Source organism: Aeromonas sp. NJAU223, from assembly GCF_051125555.1.
GTDB classification, from domain to species: Bacteria; Pseudomonadota; Gammaproteobacteria; order Enterobacterales; family Aeromonadaceae; genus Aeromonas; species Aeromonas veronii_G.
In genome coordinates, this window is sequence record NZ_CP144204.1 from 3,120,388 (window position 1) to 3,138,604 (window position 18,217).

Annotated in this window: 19 protein-coding genes and 1 other RNA gene; 9 read left to right on the forward strand and 11 right to left on the reverse strand. The window is 62.1% G+C overall.

The genetic code is table 11. The annotated features are described in order from the left end of the window. Positions 1 to 231: 231 nt before the first annotated feature. Together smpB and ssrA are read left to right on the forward strand one after the other, a co-directional pair. Positions 232 to 720 carry an SsrA-binding protein SmpB gene (gene smpB, locus VZC39_RS14080; protein ID WP_025326288.1) on the forward strand — a complete coding sequence of 163 codons (489 nt, stop codon included), beginning with the start codon at positions 232 to 234 and terminating at the stop codon, positions 718 to 720. Positions 721 to 829: 109 nt separating this feature from the next. Then, positions 830 to 1,189: a transfer-messenger RNA gene (ssrA, locus tag VZC39_RS14085) on the forward strand. Between the two features lie 80 nt (positions 1,190 to 1,269). Here the strand turns inward: ssrA and VZC39_RS14090 are convergent. Further along, entirely contained in the window at positions 1,270 to 1,701 is a 432-nt protein-coding gene (locus VZC39_RS14090; protein ID WP_349918791.1) for a GNAT family N-acetyltransferase, read from the reverse strand. A 176-nt stretch (positions 1,702 to 1,877) separates the two neighbouring features. On the opposite strand from VZC39_RS14090, the gene VZC39_RS14095 reads away from it, so the two are divergent. Together VZC39_RS14095 and VZC39_RS14100 are read left to right on the forward strand one after the other, a co-directional pair. Further along, complete coding sequence (locus VZC39_RS14095) at positions 1,878 to 2,378, forward strand: SRPBCC family protein (RefSeq protein ID WP_349918793.1); 501 nt, start codon at positions 1,878 to 1,880, stop codon at positions 2,376 to 2,378. A gap of 259 nt (positions 2,379 to 2,637) precedes the next feature. Further along, on the forward strand, positions 2,638 to 3,678 hold the full coding sequence (locus VZC39_RS14100) for a GGDEF domain-containing protein (protein ID WP_434663367.1): 1,041 nt from the start codon (positions 2,638 to 2,640) through the stop codon (positions 3,676 to 3,678). 82 nt (positions 3,679 to 3,760) lie between these two features. On the opposite strand, the gene VZC39_RS14105 is transcribed toward VZC39_RS14100, so the two are convergent. Beyond that, positions 3,761 to 4,267 (reverse strand): GNAT family N-acetyltransferase, encoded by a 507-nt coding sequence (locus VZC39_RS14105; protein ID WP_434663370.1) that lies wholly within the window; start codon positions 4,265 to 4,267, stop codon positions 3,761 to 3,763. Positions 4,268 to 4,424: 157 nt separating this feature from the next. After that, positions 4,425 to 5,672 (reverse strand): GNAT family N-acetyltransferase, encoded by a 1,248-nt coding sequence (locus tag VZC39_RS14110; RefSeq protein ID WP_434663372.1) that lies wholly within the window; start codon positions 5,670 to 5,672, stop codon positions 4,425 to 4,427. 271 nt (positions 5,673 to 5,943) lie between these two features. Here VZC39_RS14110 and VZC39_RS14115 point away from each other — a divergent pair, with 271 nt between their 5' ends. From VZC39_RS14115 to VZC39_RS14125, 3 genes are read left to right on the forward strand one after another with little or no spacing between them, the layout of a single operon-like run. Next, the gene (locus VZC39_RS14115; protein WP_434663374.1) at positions 5,944 to 6,762 is read left to right on the forward strand and encodes a DUF3100 domain-containing protein; all 819 of its coding nucleotides are present in this window, start codon (positions 5,944 to 5,946) and stop codon (positions 6,760 to 6,762) included. Next, on the forward strand, positions 6,759 to 7,208 hold the full coding sequence (locus VZC39_RS14120) for a hypothetical protein (RefSeq protein ID WP_349918801.1): 450 nt from the start codon (positions 6,759 to 6,761) through the stop codon (positions 7,206 to 7,208). The genes VZC39_RS14115 and VZC39_RS14120 overlap by 4 nt, the downstream gene beginning before the upstream one ends. Continuing rightward, entirely contained in the window at positions 7,208 to 8,389 is a 1,182-nt protein-coding gene (locus tag VZC39_RS14125; protein WP_434663377.1) for a M20 metallopeptidase family protein, read from the forward strand. Before VZC39_RS14120 ends, VZC39_RS14125 begins: the two co-directional genes overlap by 1 nt. Positions 8,390 to 8,704: 315 nt before the next feature. Here the strand turns inward: VZC39_RS14125 and VZC39_RS14130 are convergent, their stop codons facing one another. The 4 genes from VZC39_RS14130 to VZC39_RS14145 all read right to left on the reverse strand — a co-directional run bounded on the left by VZC39_RS14130 (position 8,705) and on the right by VZC39_RS14145 (position 12,762). Then, complete coding sequence (locus tag VZC39_RS14130) at positions 8,705 to 9,664, reverse strand: LysR substrate-binding domain-containing protein (RefSeq protein WP_434663378.1); 960 nt, start codon at positions 9,662 to 9,664, stop codon at positions 8,705 to 8,707. Next, entirely contained in the window at positions 9,664 to 10,302 is a 639-nt protein-coding gene (gene pdxH / locus VZC39_RS14135) for a pyridoxamine 5'-phosphate oxidase (RefSeq protein WP_349918805.1), read from the reverse strand. The genes VZC39_RS14130 and pdxH overlap by 1 nt, the downstream gene beginning before the upstream one ends. 169 nt (positions 10,303 to 10,471) lie before the next feature. Further along, the gene (locus VZC39_RS14140) at positions 10,472 to 10,786 is read right to left on the reverse strand and encodes a hypothetical protein (protein WP_434663380.1); all 315 of its coding nucleotides are present in this window, start codon (positions 10,784 to 10,786) and stop codon (positions 10,472 to 10,474) included. After that, positions 10,783 to 12,762, reverse strand: coding sequence for a reprolysin-like metallopeptidase (locus VZC39_RS14145; RefSeq protein WP_434663383.1), 1,980 nt, complete (start codon positions 12,760 to 12,762; stop codon positions 10,783 to 10,785). The genes VZC39_RS14140 and VZC39_RS14145 overlap by 4 nt, the downstream gene beginning before the upstream one ends. Positions 12,763 to 12,973: 211 nt before the next feature. Between VZC39_RS14145 and VZC39_RS14150 the strand changes: the two genes are divergently transcribed. Continuing rightward, positions 12,974 to 14,185: an RsmB/NOP family class I SAM-dependent RNA methyltransferase gene (locus VZC39_RS14150; RefSeq protein WP_434663386.1), complete on the forward strand. Its 1,212-nt coding sequence runs from the start codon at positions 12,974 to 12,976 to the stop codon at positions 14,183 to 14,185. Positions 14,186 to 14,248: 63 nt separating this feature from the next. Here VZC39_RS14150 and VZC39_RS14155 read toward each other — a convergent pair whose 3' ends face one another. Next, a complete protein-coding gene (locus VZC39_RS14155) occupies positions 14,249 to 14,593 on the reverse strand; it encodes a Grx4 family monothiol glutaredoxin (protein ID WP_349918812.1) in 345 nt (114 codons plus the stop codon). Between the two features lie 287 nt (positions 14,594 to 14,880). On the opposite strand from VZC39_RS14155, the gene sodB reads away from it, so the two are divergent. Next, positions 14,881 to 15,465, forward strand: a complete 585-nt coding sequence (gene sodB / locus VZC39_RS14160; protein ID WP_349918814.1) for a superoxide dismutase [Fe] — start codon at positions 14,881 to 14,883, stop codon at positions 15,463 to 15,465. Between the two features lie 108 nt (positions 15,466 to 15,573). Here sodB and VZC39_RS14165 read toward each other — a convergent pair whose 3' ends face one another. The 3 genes from VZC39_RS14165 to VZC39_RS14175 form a co-directional block, all read right to left on the reverse strand. Beyond that, positions 15,574 to 16,383, reverse strand: coding sequence for an MlaA family lipoprotein (locus tag VZC39_RS14165; RefSeq protein WP_349918816.1), 810 nt, complete (start codon positions 16,381 to 16,383; stop codon positions 15,574 to 15,576). Positions 16,384 to 16,463: 80 nt separating this feature from the next. Next, positions 16,464 to 17,738, reverse strand: coding sequence for a c-type cytochrome biogenesis protein CcmI (gene ccmI / locus VZC39_RS14170; protein ID WP_349918818.1), 1,275 nt, complete (start codon positions 17,736 to 17,738; stop codon positions 16,464 to 16,466). Continuing rightward, complete coding sequence (locus VZC39_RS14175; protein WP_349918820.1) at positions 17,735 to 18,214, reverse strand: cytochrome c-type biogenesis protein; 480 nt, start codon at positions 18,212 to 18,214, stop codon at positions 17,735 to 17,737. Before VZC39_RS14175 ends, ccmI begins: the two co-directional genes overlap by 4 nt. Positions 18,215 to 18,217 lie beyond the last annotated feature (3 nt).

Genomic DNA, 18,217 nt, shown 5'->3' on the forward strand with positions numbered 1-18,217 from the left:
TCATCCAATCGGGGCGATTTTATCACCTTGGCGGCCAAAATCCTCCCCCACAACCGTGCACCACCCCGTCATCGCCCGCCATCCTGGCTCGTTTACCCCGCCAACCCGGGGTTGAACGCCCCCAACCGGCCTGAATTGCTCAGAAAGCAGACACTCGAGCGGCTGCGCGTTTTACAGCCGCCGCCGCCCACGTATAATGCGCCTTCATCAACATCGCCTAAGGCCCCCGTCATGAGCAAAAAGAACAGTAAAAACAAAGCCGGGTCCAGCACCATTGCACTCAACAGAACCGCCCGTCACGAGTACTTCATCGAAGAGCGCGTGGAGGCCGGCCTGTCTCTGCAAGGGTGGGAAGTCAAATCCCTGCGGGCGGGCAAGGCCAACATCAGCGAAGCCTACGTCATCTTCCTGCAGGGAGAAGCCTTCCTGTTCGGTTCCAGCTTCCTGCCCCTCAACGCCGCCTCCAGCCACGTGGTGTGTGACCCGACCCGCACCCGCAAGCTGCTGCTGAGCCGCCGTGAACTCGACAAGCTCGAGAGTCTGACCGCCCGTCAGGGCTACACCATAGTGCCGCTGGCCCTCTACTGGAAAGAGTGCTGGGTCAAGGTCGAGATCGGTCTGGTGAAGGGCAAGAAAGAACACGACAAGCGCGAAGACACCAAGGCCCGCGAATGGGATCGGGAAAAGGCGCGCATCATGAAGAACAAGAACCGTGGCTGAACCCTGCGGGGTCGCCCAATAAACCAGCAATCGACCGGCCCAGGCCGGTCGATTGCCATCAACGCCTTGCCATGACAGGTTTTTTGCGTACAATCGCTTTTGACAACTTGGGGCTGATTCTGGATTCGACAAGATTCACGAAACCCAAGGTGCATGCCGAGGTGCGGTAGGCCTCGTTAATAAACCGCAAAAAAATAGTCGCAAACGACGAAAACTACGCACTCGCAGCTTAATAACCTGCGCTGAGCCCTTCTCCCCTAGCTTGCCTGTGTCCTAGGGAAATGGAAGGTCATCCTTCACAGGATCGTGTGGAAGTCCTGCTCGGGGCGGAAGCATTAAAACCAATCGAGCTAGTCAATGCGTGGCGTGTCTCTCCGCAGCGTGTTGGCGAATGTAAAGAGTGACTAAGCATGTAGTACCGAGGATGTAGTAATTTTGGACGGGGGTTCAAATCCCCCCAGCTCCACCAAACGTTTGGAAAGGGCCACTTCGCAGGAAGTGGCCCTTTTTTATGCGCGATTGCCGCTCCTCACACCACCCGGTCCGACGTCACTCTTCGGCGGCCAGCACCAGCCTGCGCCAGGGGCCCGTGATGTCACAGTGGCCGGTCTCGTCCGTGTTTTCCCACCCTAGCCGGTGATAGAACGCCAGCGCCGTGGTGTTGCGGGTGGCGACCTTGAGGGAGGCCGGTTGCCTGGATCCGGCCAGCCCTTCAGCCAGCAGGGCCCGACCGACTCCCTGGCCATGCCAGTCCGCCGATACATAGAGATGGTGCACGAAGCTATCCTGCTCCCAGATGGAGACGAAGCCACAGGGGGAGCCTCCCTTCTCTGCCACCCAGATCCGCTCCCCCCGGGTCTGCTCGGTGAAATCCTCCAGCCGGAACAGGGAGGGTTCAACCCACTCGAAGGTTTGCCGCCTGCCCTTTAAGAACAGCTGTGCCAGCACGGGCGTGTCCGCCGCTCGCATCGCTCTGATCATGAAGACGTCCTTTTTCCTGGTCATTCCCACCCACTTTGCGGTGGATCCCGCCGCCCTGTCAAATGCTCAAAGCAGACCCTCTTGAATACATCTCTGTGACCCAAGGCTGCCTATTTTATCGCCCGAGGGGCTATACTGCCGGGGTCCCATCCATGACTGGTTCGAGGTTCACTGATATGGATAACAAGCAGATCGAAGACAGCATCCTGGTCCCGGCCCACATCGACGATGTCTGGCGAGCCTGGACCACGGAGAGTGGATTGCGCAGTTTTCTGGCCCCTGAATGCCTGATGGTGGCCGAGCCCAACGGCCCGTTCGAGATCTACTTCAGGCCGGATGCGCCATTGGGTGAGCGGGGCAGCGAGGGGTGCCGGGTGATGGCGGTGATGCCTCACGACTTGCTGAGCTTCAGCTGGAATTTCCCTGTCCAGTTCCCCCATATTCGCCAGCAGAAGACCCTCATCAGCCTGCGCTTCGTGCCGGAAGGACAGGGTACCCGCCTCCACTTCCTGCAGACCGGCTGGGCCAACGACCCTGACTGGGAGCGCGGTTATGCCTACTTCCGGGAAGAGTGGCTGGAGCTGAGCCTGCCGAGGCTGCAATACAGATTCACCCACGGCCCCATCGACTGGAACAACCCTCCCAGCCGGCAACAGCTCAAAACCCTGGCACAGTAAGCCGCTCGCTTCGAGGGCCAGGCCCCTGGATGGGCAGCGCGATAAAGCGGACCAGCGACCTCTCACCGAGTCGGGGCAATGCCCTACACAGAATATGTATATATCAATAAAAACAAGCAGATAATGTTAAAAAACTCATCAATGCCCTCTGTTTCATGCGATGATCATCGTCGGCAGAGGATGCCTTTTCTGCACAGTAGCGATATAAAACATAATAACAGCCATCCCCCTGCACCAATCCGGGGAACATGAGGTAGCCATGTTGATCGAGAAAACACTGCTTGAGCAATTCAACATCAATGAGATCGAAATCCAACGCCGGATGGAGCTCTTCAAACTGACTCCGGGTGAGCTGGATCTGCTCGCCGCACAGCAACCCATCATCGAGCGAAACCTTGAGGCCATCGTGGCCAAGTTTTATGACCAGCAAACGGAGTTCGATGAAATCGCGCTGCTCATCGGTGATTCAGATACTCTGCAGCGGCTACGCAGTGCCCAGCGGCGCTATATCCAGGATCTCTTCTCGGGCCATTATGACAACAACTACGTCAATAGCCGGCTGCGCATCGGCCTGGTCCACAAGCGGATCGGGGTCGAACCCAAGCTCTATCTCTCCGCCAGTTGCACCCTCAAATACCTGATTGAAGATGTGCTGGCCGAGCACATGAGCAAGCAGACCGACCTGCCTCTGGTACTGCGAGCCCTCGACAAGCTGATCAGCTTCGATACCGCCCTGGTGTTTGACACCTATATCGGTACCCTGCTGAGCGCGGTCGAGAACGCCAAGAAGCGGATGGAAACCTATGCCCGCGAGCTGGAGGAGAAGTCCAAGATCCTGAGTGCCCATGCGGAGCGCGACCCCCTCACCGAGCTCTACAATAAACGGGCCATGCAGCGCACCATAGTCCGCGAACTCAATGCCGCCATCCGTCGCAAGAGCTTCCTGTCGGTCATCTATATCGACGTGAACAAGTTCAAGTTCATCAATGACACCTTCGGTCATGCGAAGGGAGATGAAGTCCTGCAGACCCTGGGACAGGCCATCACCGAGAGCTGCCGCGTGTCGGACTTCCCCTGCCGGATCGGCGGAGACGAGTTCTGCGTCATCCTGCCGGAGGCGAGCAAGGCCACCGCCCTGCATATCAGCGATCGCATCGAGGCCGCCTTCACCACCGCCTACCCCGAGTACTCCGTCAGCATCGGCATCTGCGTGACCGGCAATGAGAAATTCGTCACCGCCAACGAGCTCATCGAGGGGGCCGACAAGGCAATGTACGAGGCCAAGCAGCAATCCAGCTGAGGATTTCCCTCACCCGCCAAAACAAATGCCGCTCCCGGAGGAGCGGCATGGTTGTTCACGGGGTCCTGAGTGCGCCGAGGCGCTACTCCTCTTCCATCTCGTCAAACAGGGGATGATAGAGCACCTCCCCGGTCAGGCCCGCGAGGCCGCCCGGTTGCAGCTCCATCGCCATGAAGCAGTCGGCGGGCACCTCATAGATGCAGTTCAAGCCGAAATCGCTGGCGGGACGAAAACCGAAGCGCGCGTAGTAGGCCGGATCCCCGAGCACCACCACCGCCTTCCAGTCCATCTCGAGGGCCGTGTCCAGCCCCTCGCGCACCAGATCCGAGCCAATCCCCTGCCCTTGCCAGTCCGGATGCACAGCCACCGGTGCCAGGCCGAGCCAGGGGCCCTCCTGACCGTTGATGGTGATCGGGCTCAGCATCAGGTGCCCCATGAACTCGTACTCTTCCTCCTCGACCATGGTGACCACGGCGGCCCCGCATTCGCGCAGGCGGTTGACCAGCTCGGCCTCATCGGATCGGCCAAAAGCGGCGCTCACCAGCTCGTAGACGGGCAACATGTCGCCAGGACGCTCGGTTCTCAACATAGGGCATAACTCCTCGTACAGCAGGGGGGCCATTATTCCACACAACTGGCGCCCGACTTGAATGCCTTTATTCGAAAATGGGAGGCCGGGCCCAGGAAAACGAATGGCGACCGGGGGGATGGCTGTCCGGCACCCGCTCGTTCAACCCGGCATAGAGTCAGCCTTCGGCCCGCCGGGGATCCCGCAGCCCCAGCAGGTAGTCAAGCCCCAGCGCCCCTCTGTCCTTGAGCAAATACCCCTGCCTGTGGGTCCATGACAAGGGGCCGGGCGCCGCCAGCCAGGCGAGAGGATGGCATCGCAGTGCCATCCCCCGTCTTCCCGCTGCGTCCAGCCCGGCGACCCACGCCGGGAGCGGCTCGGTCACAAACAGCGCCAACGCGAGGCAAGGGCCCGCAGACCCTGCCTCATCATGCACTATGGCCACCGCCACCTCCTCCCTCGCCAGCAGCATCGCCAGTTCGTCACCCATCTCCTCGGGCAGCACCGGCCTGTTGTCCAGCCGCCAGTGGCTCAGCTCGCCCTCCTGCTCATCCGTTCCGGCCCTTGTCCCGCAGTGGTGCATGCCTGTCTTGGCCATCACCCGGCCGGAGGCGAGATTGTCCGGCATGTGGCGGGCCGTCAGGGCGGGCAGGTGCAACTGCTCGAACGCAAATGACTTGACCAGGCTCGCCGCCCGGGTGGCGAGCCCCCGACCCTGCCAGGGGACACCCACCCACCAGGCCAGCTCCCCGTTCCAGTGCAGGGAGATGACCCCAAGCAAGGGAGCGGGTTCCGGGCCGCATGGCAGACTGAGCGCCCAGGCTCGGCCAAGGCCGAGGGCGGCCTTGCGCCCGCTCAGGGCGAGCCAGTCCCGGGCCGCCTCCGGTGGATAGGGGTGGGGAATGTGGAGGGTATAGCGGGCGATCACGGCGTCGGCGCAATAGTGCAGGATCTCGGCCTCATCCTCGGGCCGCAGGGGGCGCAGTACCAGGGCCTCCGACCCAGCGGACTCACGCAGCAGCGGGATCGACAACCGTCTGGCGAGCAGCCGTTGCAGCACCTCGGCCAGATCGTCGTCGGGGCCCAGCATCAGATCCGCCCCAACGGGCCCCAGGGTGAGCAGGCCGCTCTCCTTGGCCAGGGTCAGCAGGGCGCTGGAGGCGCTGATCAGGATCTGGTGGCTCAGATCCGCCGCCATCACCGGGGCTGCATCCCCGTCCAGCCAGGCGGCGAGCAGATCGCTGGCAAAGAGAATGCCATCGGGCGGACAGGCGGCCCAGGGGCTCAGCGCAGGGGGCGCCGCCTCCGTCCCCCGCCCTGTCCGGCGGCTTTGCAGCAGCTGCCAGCGATGGCCTTGCGCCTGCCAGGCCTGCAATGCCCCTTGCCAGTGGGGCTGCCAGAGCCCCCCTTCAATCAATAATTCCATCCTCCCCCCAGGTGCGTGCCGCGATGAGCAGGTGCATAACCGTGATCGGGCGACGCCGCCACGACCGTACCATGACGGGCAGCATGGCTGACTGCTAACCGACTGTTAACCCACATCTTAATCATGGTTAAACGGCATACCCCATGAAAAAATGCCATATGTCTGCCTTGATGGGAGTCACATTAATGGGGTCTCTGCCTTTCTATCATGGCCACATCATGCACCACCAGCGCGGGTTCATGAATAACCATGCATAACAAGAGAAAAGACTATGCAGCAAACCACTCCCCTCAAGACGGTGTTAGTCAGTACCCTGGCGACCGCCCTGCTGATCTTCGTGGCCCAGTATCTGATTGGGAAACAGGAGATCAGGATCGGCATCGCCATCATCCCCATTTTGCCCATGTTGTTTGCCGTCATCATCGGCATGATCGTCTCCGCCAAACCGGTCAAGGATCGCATCCCCGGCTGGAAGAAGCTCTTCACCGAGAAAGAAGAAGGCTTCTGCGGCAAGATGGTGGGCTTTAGCCTGCTGATCCTCGGCACCCAGTATGCAGGCATGATCATCCCCAACCTCAAGATGATCCTGAGCGTCGGCGTCCCTCTCTTCCTGCAGGAGATAGGCAACCTGCTGCCCATTCTCATCGCCATCCCGCTGGCGGTGAAGTTCGGTTTCGGCCGCCGCGCCATCGGTGCCTGCTCCTCCATCAGCCGTGAACCCTCGGTCGCCGTCATTCAGGGCAAGTTCGGTACCGGCTCCCAGGAGTACATCGGCGTGCTCGCCATCTACCTGTGCGGCTCCGTCATCGGCACCCTCTGGTTCAGCGTGCTCGGCAGCATAGCGCCGCTGACCGGCCTGCATCCCCTGGCTCTCGCCGCCGGTTCCGGAGTCGGCTCCGGCTCCATGCTGAGTGCAGCTTCCGGTGCCCTCATCAACGGTCTGGACGAGGCACTGGCCCAGCAGGTGCTGAGCATCGCCGCCGCCTCCAACCTGCTCTCATCGGCCCTCGGCGCCCTCTCCCTCACCTATCTGGGACTGCCCCTCGCCGAGAAGATCTTCGCCATCTCTGCCAAAGGAGAGCAAGCATGAAAAGCATCGTGATGGATATGCGGTTCGTCTTCCTGGCGATCCTGCTGGCCATGTTTACCCAGACCCTGACCACCGGCCTGCCGCTGTGGCAGATGGGGGACAGCTTCGTCGCCATGGCCCTGGTGGTGTTCGCCTCCCTGGTGGCCAAGCGCTATCTGCCCTCCTCCCTGCCGGCCTTTGCCTATGCCACCATCATCGGCATTCTTATCTGCCTGCCGGAAACCCCGGTGCGCAGTCTCTTCATCGACGCGGTGGCGAAGATCTCCTTCCTCTCCTGCTGCGTGCCACTGCTGGCCTTCGCCGGCCTCTCCGTCGGCGGTCAGCTGGAAGAGCTCAAGAAGATGTCCTGGAAGGTGATCCTCATCTTCATGATCGTCTCCACCTGCTGCTTCTTCGGCGCCTCGCTGGTTGCCCAACTCGGCTTCTCCATTCAAGGGATCATCTGATGCACGACTACCATATCGAACCTGACCTGCTTGCCCTGCGTGACTTCAGCTGCGAGGTGCGCCACCACCTGCACAGCATTCCGGAATACTCGGGTGCCGAGTTCAAGACCTCGGCCTACTGCCGCGCCCTGATGGAAGAGTTCGGCTACCGGATCACCGACTACCCGGGCTTCACCGGTTTTCACGGGGATCTGCACATCGATCCCAGCCTGCCCACCATCGCGTTTCGCGCCGACATGGACGGCCTTGAGATGCACGACATGACCGAGGTGGCGTTCAAGTCCACCCATGAAGGGATGGCCCACAACTGCGGCCACGACTCCCACATGGCGATCGCACTCACCACCGCCAAGTTCCTGGCCGCCCATCAGGAGAGGCTCGGCTACAACCTGCGCATCATCTTCCAGATGGCGGAAGAGGACATGCGGGTGCCGGGCGCCGGCAAGATGGTGGAACTCGGCTGCATGGCGGGGGTGGACGAGGTCTATGCCCTGCACAACGACGGCGCCATGGAAACCGGCACCATCAAGTTCAACCAGGGGGTGATGTCCTCCTGGGGCTCGGCCTGGACCCTGGACGTGCACGGCATTTCCGCCCACGGCTCGACCCCCCACAAGGGGCTGGACGCCATCCGCGAGGCGGTGCGCATCATCGAAGACATGGACTACATCGTCGCCAAGCGCACCAGCCCGTTCAGCCCGGCGGTGTTCGGCTGCGGCATGATCAACGGCGGCACCATTCCCAATGCCATCGCCGATCACGTGCAGGCCCGTGGCACCATCCGCGCCATGGACGCCGAGACGGATCAGATCCTCAAAAACAGCTTCAAGGACATGGTCGCCCAGAGCGAGCTGCGCGGCTTCAAGACCAGCATGATCTACTCAGGCTACCCGGCGGTGGAGAACCACGGCGCCGCCTGTGAGCGGTTGCAACGGGCCGCAAGCGGCGTGCTGCCCGCCGAAGGCATCAATGCCCAGGGCCAGCCCATGACCGGCAGCGAGGACTTCAGCTACATGATCAACGCCACCCCGAACCGCATGGGCGCCATGTTCTTCCTCGGCAGCGGCTGCCAGGCCAAGGGGATCTGCAACTACCTGCATGCCAACCCCTACTACCTGGACGACGACTGCCTGCTGATTGGAGCACAGATCTTCGTCAACCTGGCGACTGGGAACGCCTGATGGACAAGGGGGGATCAGCAACGACCTGCGATGTCCAACCCCCCTGCTACCCGGATGACGACGGCCTGCTGATCGGAGCCCGGATCTTCGTCAATCTGGCGACCCGGGCGGCGTGAGTGCGGCCTTGAACGGTTCGATGCAGGGGGCAAGGCGCCTCCTGTGATCTGAGCAGCATCGGCCATTGAACGTCGCCAGATCTTCGTCCATTCGGCAACCATGGCAGATTAAACGCTGCCTGACAGCGAAAAGAGAGGCCAATGGCCTCTCTTTTTTTCGTCATTGGCAGTGGTTTCATCCGCTGCATGACGCTCTGGTTCAGAGCCAGGGCAGGGTCGACAGATTGATGGCCGGCGCCTGGTTGATGAGGGTGAGCTGTATGGTCTCCCGGCTCACGTGGGGGGCGAAACGGTGGATGAAGTCGTAGCTGTAATCCCGCAGGTGTACGTGCCTGCGCAGACAGATATGAATGGTGCTGGAGGCGATCAGGTGATCGATGTTGAGGGCCACCAGGCTGCCCTTGTCCCCCTCGTCGAAGGCGGAGCTCGCGATCACCCCCACCCCCATGCCGAGACGCACATAGTGCTTGATGATGTCGGTGTCGGTGGCCGTCAGCACGATGCGGGGGCTGAGGCCATGGCGACCGAACGCCTTGTCCATCTTGGAGCGGCCGGTGAAGCCGAACACATAGGTGATGAGGGGATAACGGGCCAAGTCCGCCATGGAGAGCGGCTGATAGTCGATGAGGGGGTGGCCGTGGGGCACCACCACACTGCGCCCCCAGCGATAGCAGGGCACGGTGGCCAGCTCGTCGAACAGGTGCATGGATTCGGTGGCGATGGCCATCTCCACGTCCCCGTTCTGCACCATCTGCGCCAGCTGGGCCGGTGCCCCCTGATGCAGGTGCAGGGTAACCTCGGGGTAGTGGCGGGAGAATCCGCTGATGGCGGTGGGCAGCTTGTAGCGCGCCATGGTATGGGTCGTCGCGATACGCAGCGCCCCGCTGGTGGCAAGCTGCTCGCAGGAGGAGAGCTGACCAATCTGCTCCACCTGGGCCACCACCCCCTTGGCCAGCTCCATTACCTGCTCCCCCATGGGGGTCAGGCCGATGAGGTTCTTGCCCTTGCGACTGAACAGCGCCAGCCCCAGCTCATCCTCCAGCATCTTCATCTGCTTGCTGAGAGTCGGTTGGGAGGTATAGAGCTTCTCCGCCGTCGCCGAGATGTTGAAGTTGTTCTTCACTATCTCGGTGAAATTCTTGAGCCGGGCGATGTTCATCAGGGGGCCAGCCGCTCGATGTGCCAGCCTTCCCCTTCCCGGCTGTAGTAGAAGCGATCGTGCAGACGATGGGCCCCGCCCTGCCAGAACTCCACGGTGTCGATGACCACCCGGTAGCCCCCCCAGAAGCTCGGCAGGGGCACCTCGCCATTGGCAAACTTCTGCTTGAGTTCGAGGAACTTGGCTTCCAGCACGCCGCGGGCCGAGATGCGGGAAGACTGCTGGGAGACCCAGGCCGCGATCTGGCTGTCTTTGGGGCGGCTGTGGAAATACTTCATCACCTCCAGGGCGCCAAGCTTCTCCACCCGGCCGGTCACATGCACCTGCCTGTCCAGGGTGTGCCAGGGGAAGTGCAGGCTGATGCGGGGGTTGCCCTCGAGCTGACCCGCCTTGCGGCTGCCCATGTTGGTGTAAAACACCATGCCCAGGGCGTCATAGTGTTTGAGCAGCACGGTACGCTGCCAGGGCTGGCCGTCCGCATCCACGGTCGCCACCACCATGGCGGTGGGGTCGCTCAGCTTGGCCTCGCAGGCCTGAGCCAGCCACTTTTCAAACAGATCCAGCGGCTCGGCCGGCAGATCGGCACGGTGCAACCCCCCCTTGGTGTATTCACGGCGCAGATCGGCTACATCCATCATCTTGATTTTCCTTCTCTCTTTGCCGTTGGCACGGCCATATAGGGGGCATTGTGCGACGAGCGGAGACAGGGTTCAAGCCGCATCCTCCCAAAGGGGGGCCCAAAAAAGCGGGGAGGCCTGCGCCTCCCCGATCCTTGGCCCCACCGGGCCTATTGCGTGTCAGTTGCGGCTATTTTGCCGCCGGACAGTGAGCCAGCATGCGCCTGTTGTACTCGGCGGCATAGTCGCTGAGTCTGGCGTGCTCCTCTTTCTGCTCTGGCCGGATCACATCCCCCAGCCCGTCGAGATAGCGCACGCCACAGCGCGCCTTGGCACCGGCTTGCGCCTCGGCCGGAATGCCGGGGGCCACCTCGCCGCGCCCGGCCCGCACGATCAGCCGATAGTCCTGCTTGGCCAGACTCTGCTCGATGGCCTGATCCAGGGTGTCGGCATCGGCCTGACAACCGGTGAGCAGGGTCAGCAGCAAGGCATAACAGGCCTTCATCTGCGCCTCCGCGACCAGCCCAGCAACGCCAGTGCCAGGGGCCAGAGACCGAGGGCGCCGCCGCCACCACCGCCCCCCTCTTCCACTCGCTGGGTCACGGAGAGCTTGAACGGGCTGATGGCGAAGAAGAGGTTGTTGCTGCAGGCGACCTTGAGGCGGGCGGTGCCGTCGTTGCCAGCGGGAATGGCCACACTCGCCGACCCAGAGTTGGCCAGGCCGCTGGCCAGCAGGGTCCAGCTCGCCCCCTCGTCACGGGTCATGGCGATGTCGACCTTGCTGCAGTTGATGGGCGCCGCGTTGGTGCCCGCCACCTCCCAGCCGATGGTCTGATTGTGGCCGGCCGCCAGCGGCGTCACCAGCGGGCTGGTCAGGCGGAAGGCCTTGCCGGTGTTGACCACCTGGATCTGCATGTCATCGCTGGCCACCCCGCCCTTGCCATCCCTGGCCGTCAGCCGGAAGTTGAGCACCCGGTTGGTGGTGGGCCAGGCCTCCCCTTTCGCCAGGGTATTGGTGAGCAGGGAAGGCAGGCTCGGCAGGGTACGTTCCGGCAGGCTGATGGGTGCCACGAAGGGGAACAGCGGGCGGGAGCCATCGTCAATCATGCTGGCGGCGCTAAACGACGCATTGCCCAGATCGATCTGCTCCCAAGTATAGGAGAGGGGGTCGCCGTCCAGGTCGCTGCCGCCCCCCTTGACCACGAAGGGGGTATTGGCCGGAATGGCATAATCGCTGCCGGCCGAGACCTGGGGCGCGTTGTTGGTCAGACTCTGGGCCGTGCCGCAGCTCGGCACCGAGGCCATGTGGGCCCGCATCTGCTCGATGGACTTGCTGTGGAAATAGGGCAGGCTGTTGACTTGCAGGTTCTCCTCCCCGCAGATCCCGGCATAGGCCATGATGGAGCTGCCGCTGCCCGGCTCCCAGGCCTGGCCGGGGGAGCGGTTGCCGCTGCCACAGCTGCCGGTGGTGCCGTTGAAGGTGTGCTCGGCGCCGAACTGGTGGCCGATCTCGTGGGCCACGTAGTCGATGAAGAAGGCATCCCCCACCGGATCGGCGGAGCCCGTCATCCCCGCCGAACGCTCATCGCCGCCGCACAAAGAGGCCAGCTGGGCCAGGCCACCGCCACCGGTATTGACCACGTGGCCGATGTCGAAGGGGCCGAGCTTGTTGCCGGCAAGGCTCTGGGCGCTCTTCTGCACGTTGACGTTGATATCGATGTCGTTGTCATCGTTCAAGAAGGGATCCGTGGCGACATCGGTATAGATGATGGTGTCGTTGCCGCTGGCGAGCTGGAACTCGGCCGCCACATCCCGCTGGTACACCTCGTTGACCCGGTTGAGCATGGTGGCGATGGCGGCCAGACCAGCCTCGACGGTGCCGCCGTGATACTGGGTGTATTCCCCCGCTGCCGAGACGGCAATCACATAGCGCTTGCGCACATTGCCATCCACCAGCACCTGGCGCGCCAGCTTCTTGGCCTCGCCGCCGATCACCTTGTCTGCCTCTTCCTCGAGCCGGCTGTGGGCATCCTGCTGGTAATAGACGGCATAGCCTTCGCCATTGCGCAGGGGATCGACGAACACCATCCGCCCCTCATGGCTGAACATGGCGTGGAACCCCTGAGGACCGAGGTCGAAGCGTCCCGTGTCAGTCGGGGAGAGTTTATTCTGCCCCTTGAAGGTCAGGATATCGGGATATTTTGCCGCCAGGTCTGCCGGCAGCAGATCATAGGGCTGAAGGGTGAAGACGGCCTCGTTGCCATCCGGCAGGGGCAGGGTCAGCTCGCGCGCTCCCCCTTTCAGGGCATCGAAGTGGTCGGCCGGCACTGTCGCTATGCGGTAGTGATTGGCCCGCACCTCGTAACCGTCGGCATCGGTGGCGCGCGCCACCAGGGTCTGCCACTCCTTGGCGGCCAGACCGGTGGAAGCCATCAGGCCCGCCACCAGCAATGCCAGCGGGGAGAATTTCATCGACTGCATCTTTTTTTCATCCTTTTTAATGCGTTCACCCGAACTGCCACGGCATCATTTGCCTGCTGCCGTCATTAGTCCAGCCCCATCCCCTGTACATTCCCCGAATGGGGATGGTTGCACCGGCTCAGTCTAGCCCCTATCATTGCGCGGATTTGTCCGTTTCAGAACCCCCTCCGTGATGGGGCCGGTTCATCCTTTTTTGGCCAAGGTTAATCTCATGCTCAAATCCCCACTGTTGCCCCGTTTCGGGGATCTGGTCGTTGCCATCGTTGATGATGTGCTGGCTCAGGGTCTCACCCTGGACAGGGCCTATGCCCGCCACTTCTCCGGCATCGAACTCAAACCCCAAGAACAGGCAAGGATTGCCCTGGTCACCGGCGATCTGCTGCGTCGGCTCAGCCTCTACTGCTTCCTGACCGGCATCCAGGTGCGCCAGGCCTCGAAAAACGTCTGGCCGCTGCTGCACAGCTGGCACGCCTTCCACAAGATAGCTCAGCCGAACAACCCGACGCTGGATCGCTTCAACGAAGAGGCCTTCCGTCGCCGCCTGACCGAGGCCAAGAAGAACCCGGTGCTGATGGATGGTTGCCCGACCTGGCTGGAGAAACTCGGCAGCGAGCAGCTCGGCGAGGCCTGGCCTGCCGAGCGTGCCGCCCTGACCTGGATGCCCAAGCGTTACCTGCGGGTCAACACCCTCAAGTGCACCAGGGAAGAGCTGCAAGCGGCCCTGGCCAAGGAGCAGGTCACCACAATCCCGGTGGAGGGGGTGGAGAGCGCCCTGCAGGTCACCTCGGACGCCGCCCTGTTCCGCACCAAGGCCTTCGCCGATGGCTGGTTCGAACAGCAGGATGCGGGCTCCCAACTGGTGGCTGCGGCCTTGGACGTTACCCCCGGCATGCGGGTCATCGACGCCTGCGCCGGCGCCGGTGGCAAGACCCTGCACCTGGCCGCCATGATGAACGGCAAGGGCCGCCTGCTGGCCATGGACGTGGAAGAGTGGAAGCTTGAGAACCTCAAGCAACGCGCCCGCCGCGCCGGTGCCCACAACGTGGAGACCCGGGTCATCGAGAGCAGCAAGACCGTCAAGCGCCTCAAGGGCACCGCCGATCGGGTGCTGCTGGACGTCCCCTGCTCCGGCCTGGGCGTGCTCAAGCGCAATCCGGATGCCAAGTGGCGCGATACCGCCGAGCGGCTGCCGGTGCTGGTCGCCCTGCAAGAAGAGATCCTGCAGCGCTACAGCCAGATGACCAAGGTGGGCGGCATCCTGGTCTACGCCACCTGCTCCATCCTGCCCGAGGAGAACCGCCAGCAGGTGGACAAGTTCCTGGCGGCCAACGACAACTACCGCCTGCTGGATGACCACAGCGTCAGCCCTGCCGCGACCGGCTTCGATGGCTTCTACATGGCGCGTATCGAGCGCATCGGCTGATGAGTCGGTGAAGATAAAAAGGGGAGCCACTGGCTCCCCTTTTTGCATGATATGGCTGCAACCTTATTCGGCGGCGGCATCATCCTGCTTGTGCTTGGCGGCCACTTCCTTGATCAGGGTCTGCAGTTCGCCGGCCTGGAACATCTCGATCATGATGTCACAGCCGCCGATCAGCTCCCCTTCCACCCACAGCTGGGGGAAAGTCGGCCAGTTGGCAAACTTCGGCAACTCGGCGCGAATGTCCGGGTTTTGCAGGATGTCGACGTAAGCAAAGGGCTCGCCGCAGGACATCATGGCCTGGGAAGCCTGGGCAGAGAAACCGCAGCTCGGAAGCTTGGGGGAACCCTTCATGTAAAGGATGATGGGATTTTCAGCCAGCTGCTGTTTGATCTTTTCGATAGTTTCCATAGGTGCCTCACTGGAGCGATTTCGGCGCTCATTCTACTGCAAACCGGGCGGAGCACAAACTGGCAAACCGGGAGAAATGGAAGAAGAGATGCATCAATAGTCGCCCCGTTGATCCAGGTCATGGCGCGAATCAAGAGTTGTTAGCCCATCTTTGATACTGCTACAATCGATGGGCTTTGGGCCATCCGGCCCCCTATATTAACAACAATTCTTTTCACATATAGAAAAGAGTACGCAATGTCTTGCAACCGTCGCTGTCGCACGGTCCAGCCAATGGAGAGTAGAAAATGGCATTCGAACTTCCCGCTCTGCCCTATGCAATCAATGCTCTGGAACCGCACATCTCCCAGGAAACCCTGGAATATCACCACGGCAAGCACCACAACACCTACGTGGTCAACCTGAACAACCTGGTACCGGGTACCGAGTTTGAAGGCAAGTCTCTGGAAGAGATCATCAAGACCTCCACCGGTGGTGTCTTCAACAACGCCGCCCAGATCTGGAACCACACCTTCTACTGGCACTGCCTCTCCCCGAACGGCGGTGGCGAGCCCACCGGCGCCCTGGCCGATGCCATCACCAAGGCCTTCGGCTCTTTCGCCGAGTTCAAGGATGCCTTCACCAAGTCTGCCATCGGCAACTTCGGTTCCAGCTGGACTTGGCTGGTGAAAAAAGCCGACGGCTCCCTGGCCATCGTCAACACCTCCAACGCCGGCTGCCCGCTGACCGAAGCCGGGACCACCCCGCTGCTGACCGTCGACCTGTGGGAGCACGCCTACTACATCGATTTCCGCAACCTGCGTCCGAAGTACATGGAAACCTTCTGGACCCTGATCAACTGGGAATTCGTGGCCAAGAACCTGGCGGCCTGATAAGCCCAGCTCTTGCCAAAACGCCCCGCCATCGCGGGGCGTTTTTTTATGGATTCGACTGACAGAAAAGGCGCCCGCAGGCGCCTTTCTCACACAGGATGCACAAGCTTACTGGTCTATCTCGTCGAGATAGTCATCCAGGTTGCTGTCGTCCTCCTGGGGCTTCTGATCCTTGAGCTCAGCCTGGCGACCGCTCACCTTGCCGTCGTTGTACTGCAGATAGAAGTCCTTGGTCAGGGCATAAGGATCCAGGGCATTGTCGATGATCCGCTCCTGATCGATGAGCTTGGATCGGGTACCCAGTCCATCCAGTGCCCAGTGCACCACCTTCAGCGGGAAGGTCAGCAGCGCGTAGGGGAAGTAGATGGTATCGATGGTATCCCCCACCAGCTCGCGCGTGGTGGTCGGGCCGTAGACGGGCACCATGACGTAGGCGCCGTCACCGATGTCGGCCTTGCCGAGCACGGTATCCATCTCCAGGGTATTGCGCGGGAGGCCCGCATGCTTGGCCACGTCGAAGAAGCCGAACAGACCCAGGGTGGTATTGATGGTGAAACGGCCCAGGTTGGTTCCCGCTCCCGGCAGATCCCCCACCAGCAGGTGGTTCACCATGCTGCTCGGCTCGTCGAAGTTGTCCACGAAGTTTTCGATGCTGTCTCTCACCCCCTGCGGCACATAACGGGCATAACCGTGAACCACGGGACGAGCCACATAGGGCTCAAGCATATCGTAGTTGACCGCCCACATGGCCCGGTTGGCCCCCTGGAAGGGGTCACGAGGATCGCTGGCCGTGCTGGTGGCTTCGGGACGATTTGGAGTCTCTTCGAGATCCAGGCTCTCTGGGCCTGACTTGGGAGGGCCACCCGCACAGCCCCCCAACAGCAGTGCCACCACCAATGCTCCTGAACGCAGATACATATGATAATCCTAAACTTTTATGAGCGAACCGTATGAATTATAGGCGGCCCGCCCCATCCAGGGGTCGGGCCAAGAGGGTATTAGAGGGCGTGATCGATGCGGATGTCAATCGGCGCTGACGGAATGGTGGTGGTCGGTACCGTCACGGAGATCCCTTCGAAGGCTCCCTCCTTGTTCATGACGTTGCCGCCACGGGAGAGCCGGGCCTTGAATTGCAGTGCCGGATAGGTGGCCAGCTTGCTGCCTTCCATCATGGCATCATCGTCGCCAAGGGAGAGGGTCAGCGGGAACTGAGGTCCCGGGATGCGTTTGACGGCGATGGGCATGGGCGGGCCATCGGGGATCACCGCGAATACGAACAGGTGGGCATCCTCCGGCATCTGGATGCCGGGGGCCAGGGTGACGTGCAGCGGGTATTCTCCCTCCTTCACCACGGGGACCTGCACCTGGGCACTGCCTTGCTCATGCTGGGCAACCGGCGCCCGAGTGACGGCGATGCCGCGCTGGCGCAGCTGCTGCTCGGCATACTCGATGGAGCGCTCCACCATCACATAGCGGGTCGATCCCTTCTCCAGCAGCGGCAGCATGGCCTGCCAGCGAACGAGGGCGGTCTGGAAGTCCTCTTTTTGCAGCGCCATGAAGGCATAGACGGAGCGCGCCTCGATATTGCCGGGATCCTGGGCGATGGCCGCCTGCAACAGACGATCCGCCTGCGCCTCATCACCCGTCATCATCAGGGCCTGGGCATAGGGCACCGCCACCATGGCCTTCTGTGGCGCAAGCGAATAGGCACGCTCCAGCGCCTCGCGGGCCATCTCGGGATCGTTGCCATCCAGGGTGAGTCGGCCGAGCAGCAACCAGCCTCGATAGTCGTTCGGTTCTTCTTTGAGGCGGGTACGCAGGGCCAGCGTGAAGTCCAGCAGATCCTGCTCGGTCACCTCGGCATCCCGTTCCACCAGAATGCGATTGCTGAGCTCCCCGAGGCGGCTGCTGGCATCCTGCCAGCGCTGCACCTCCTGCCAGGCGCCGAGCTTGAAGTAGAGGCCGACACTCACCACCACCAGTACCAGCACACCGGGGATCCAGATCAGGCTCTTGCCACCACGGGCGGTCTGCTCCACGTCGGGGATGTCGTCCAAGAGGCTGCGCTGCAGCTCCACCAGGGACTCCGACTCCTCCGCCAGCACCCCCTGCTCGCGCTCTTCGCCTATCTCCAGCAGGCGCTGGCGATAGAGTTGCTTGTTGAGGGCCGAGCGGCTGATGCTCTGACGTCCTTCACCGCGCCACAGCGGCAGGATCAGCGCCAGACTGACCAATACCAGCAGGGCCGCGCCCAGTATCCAAAATGCGGTCATTGTTTCTCTTCCTCTTTGAGCAGGGCGGCCAGCCGGGCCTGCTCCTCCGGGCTCAGGGTCTGCTCGGGTCGTTCGGTGGCAGGGGCTCGGCGGCGGCTTCGCACCACCACGGTGGCGGCGCCGATGACGATCACCAGCAAGGGGCCGAGCCAGAGGATCAGGGTCGAGGCCATCAGGGGGGGATCATAGAGGATGAAATTGCCGTAGCGGGCCACCATGTAATCCACCACCTCCTGCTTGTCCTTGCCTTCGCGCACCATCTGATAGGTCTTGTCACGCAAGTCCTTGGCGAGGCCGGCGTTGGAATCGGCGATATCCTGGTTCTGGCACTTGGGACAGCGCAGCTCCTTGGTCAGCTCGCGAAAGGTCTGCTCCTGGGCGTCGTTGTCGAAGGTATAGACGTCGATGGCGGCGCGGGCCTGACCGGCGCCAAACAGTCCCGCCATCAACAGCAGGGATGCAATAAGCGTTTTCATCGG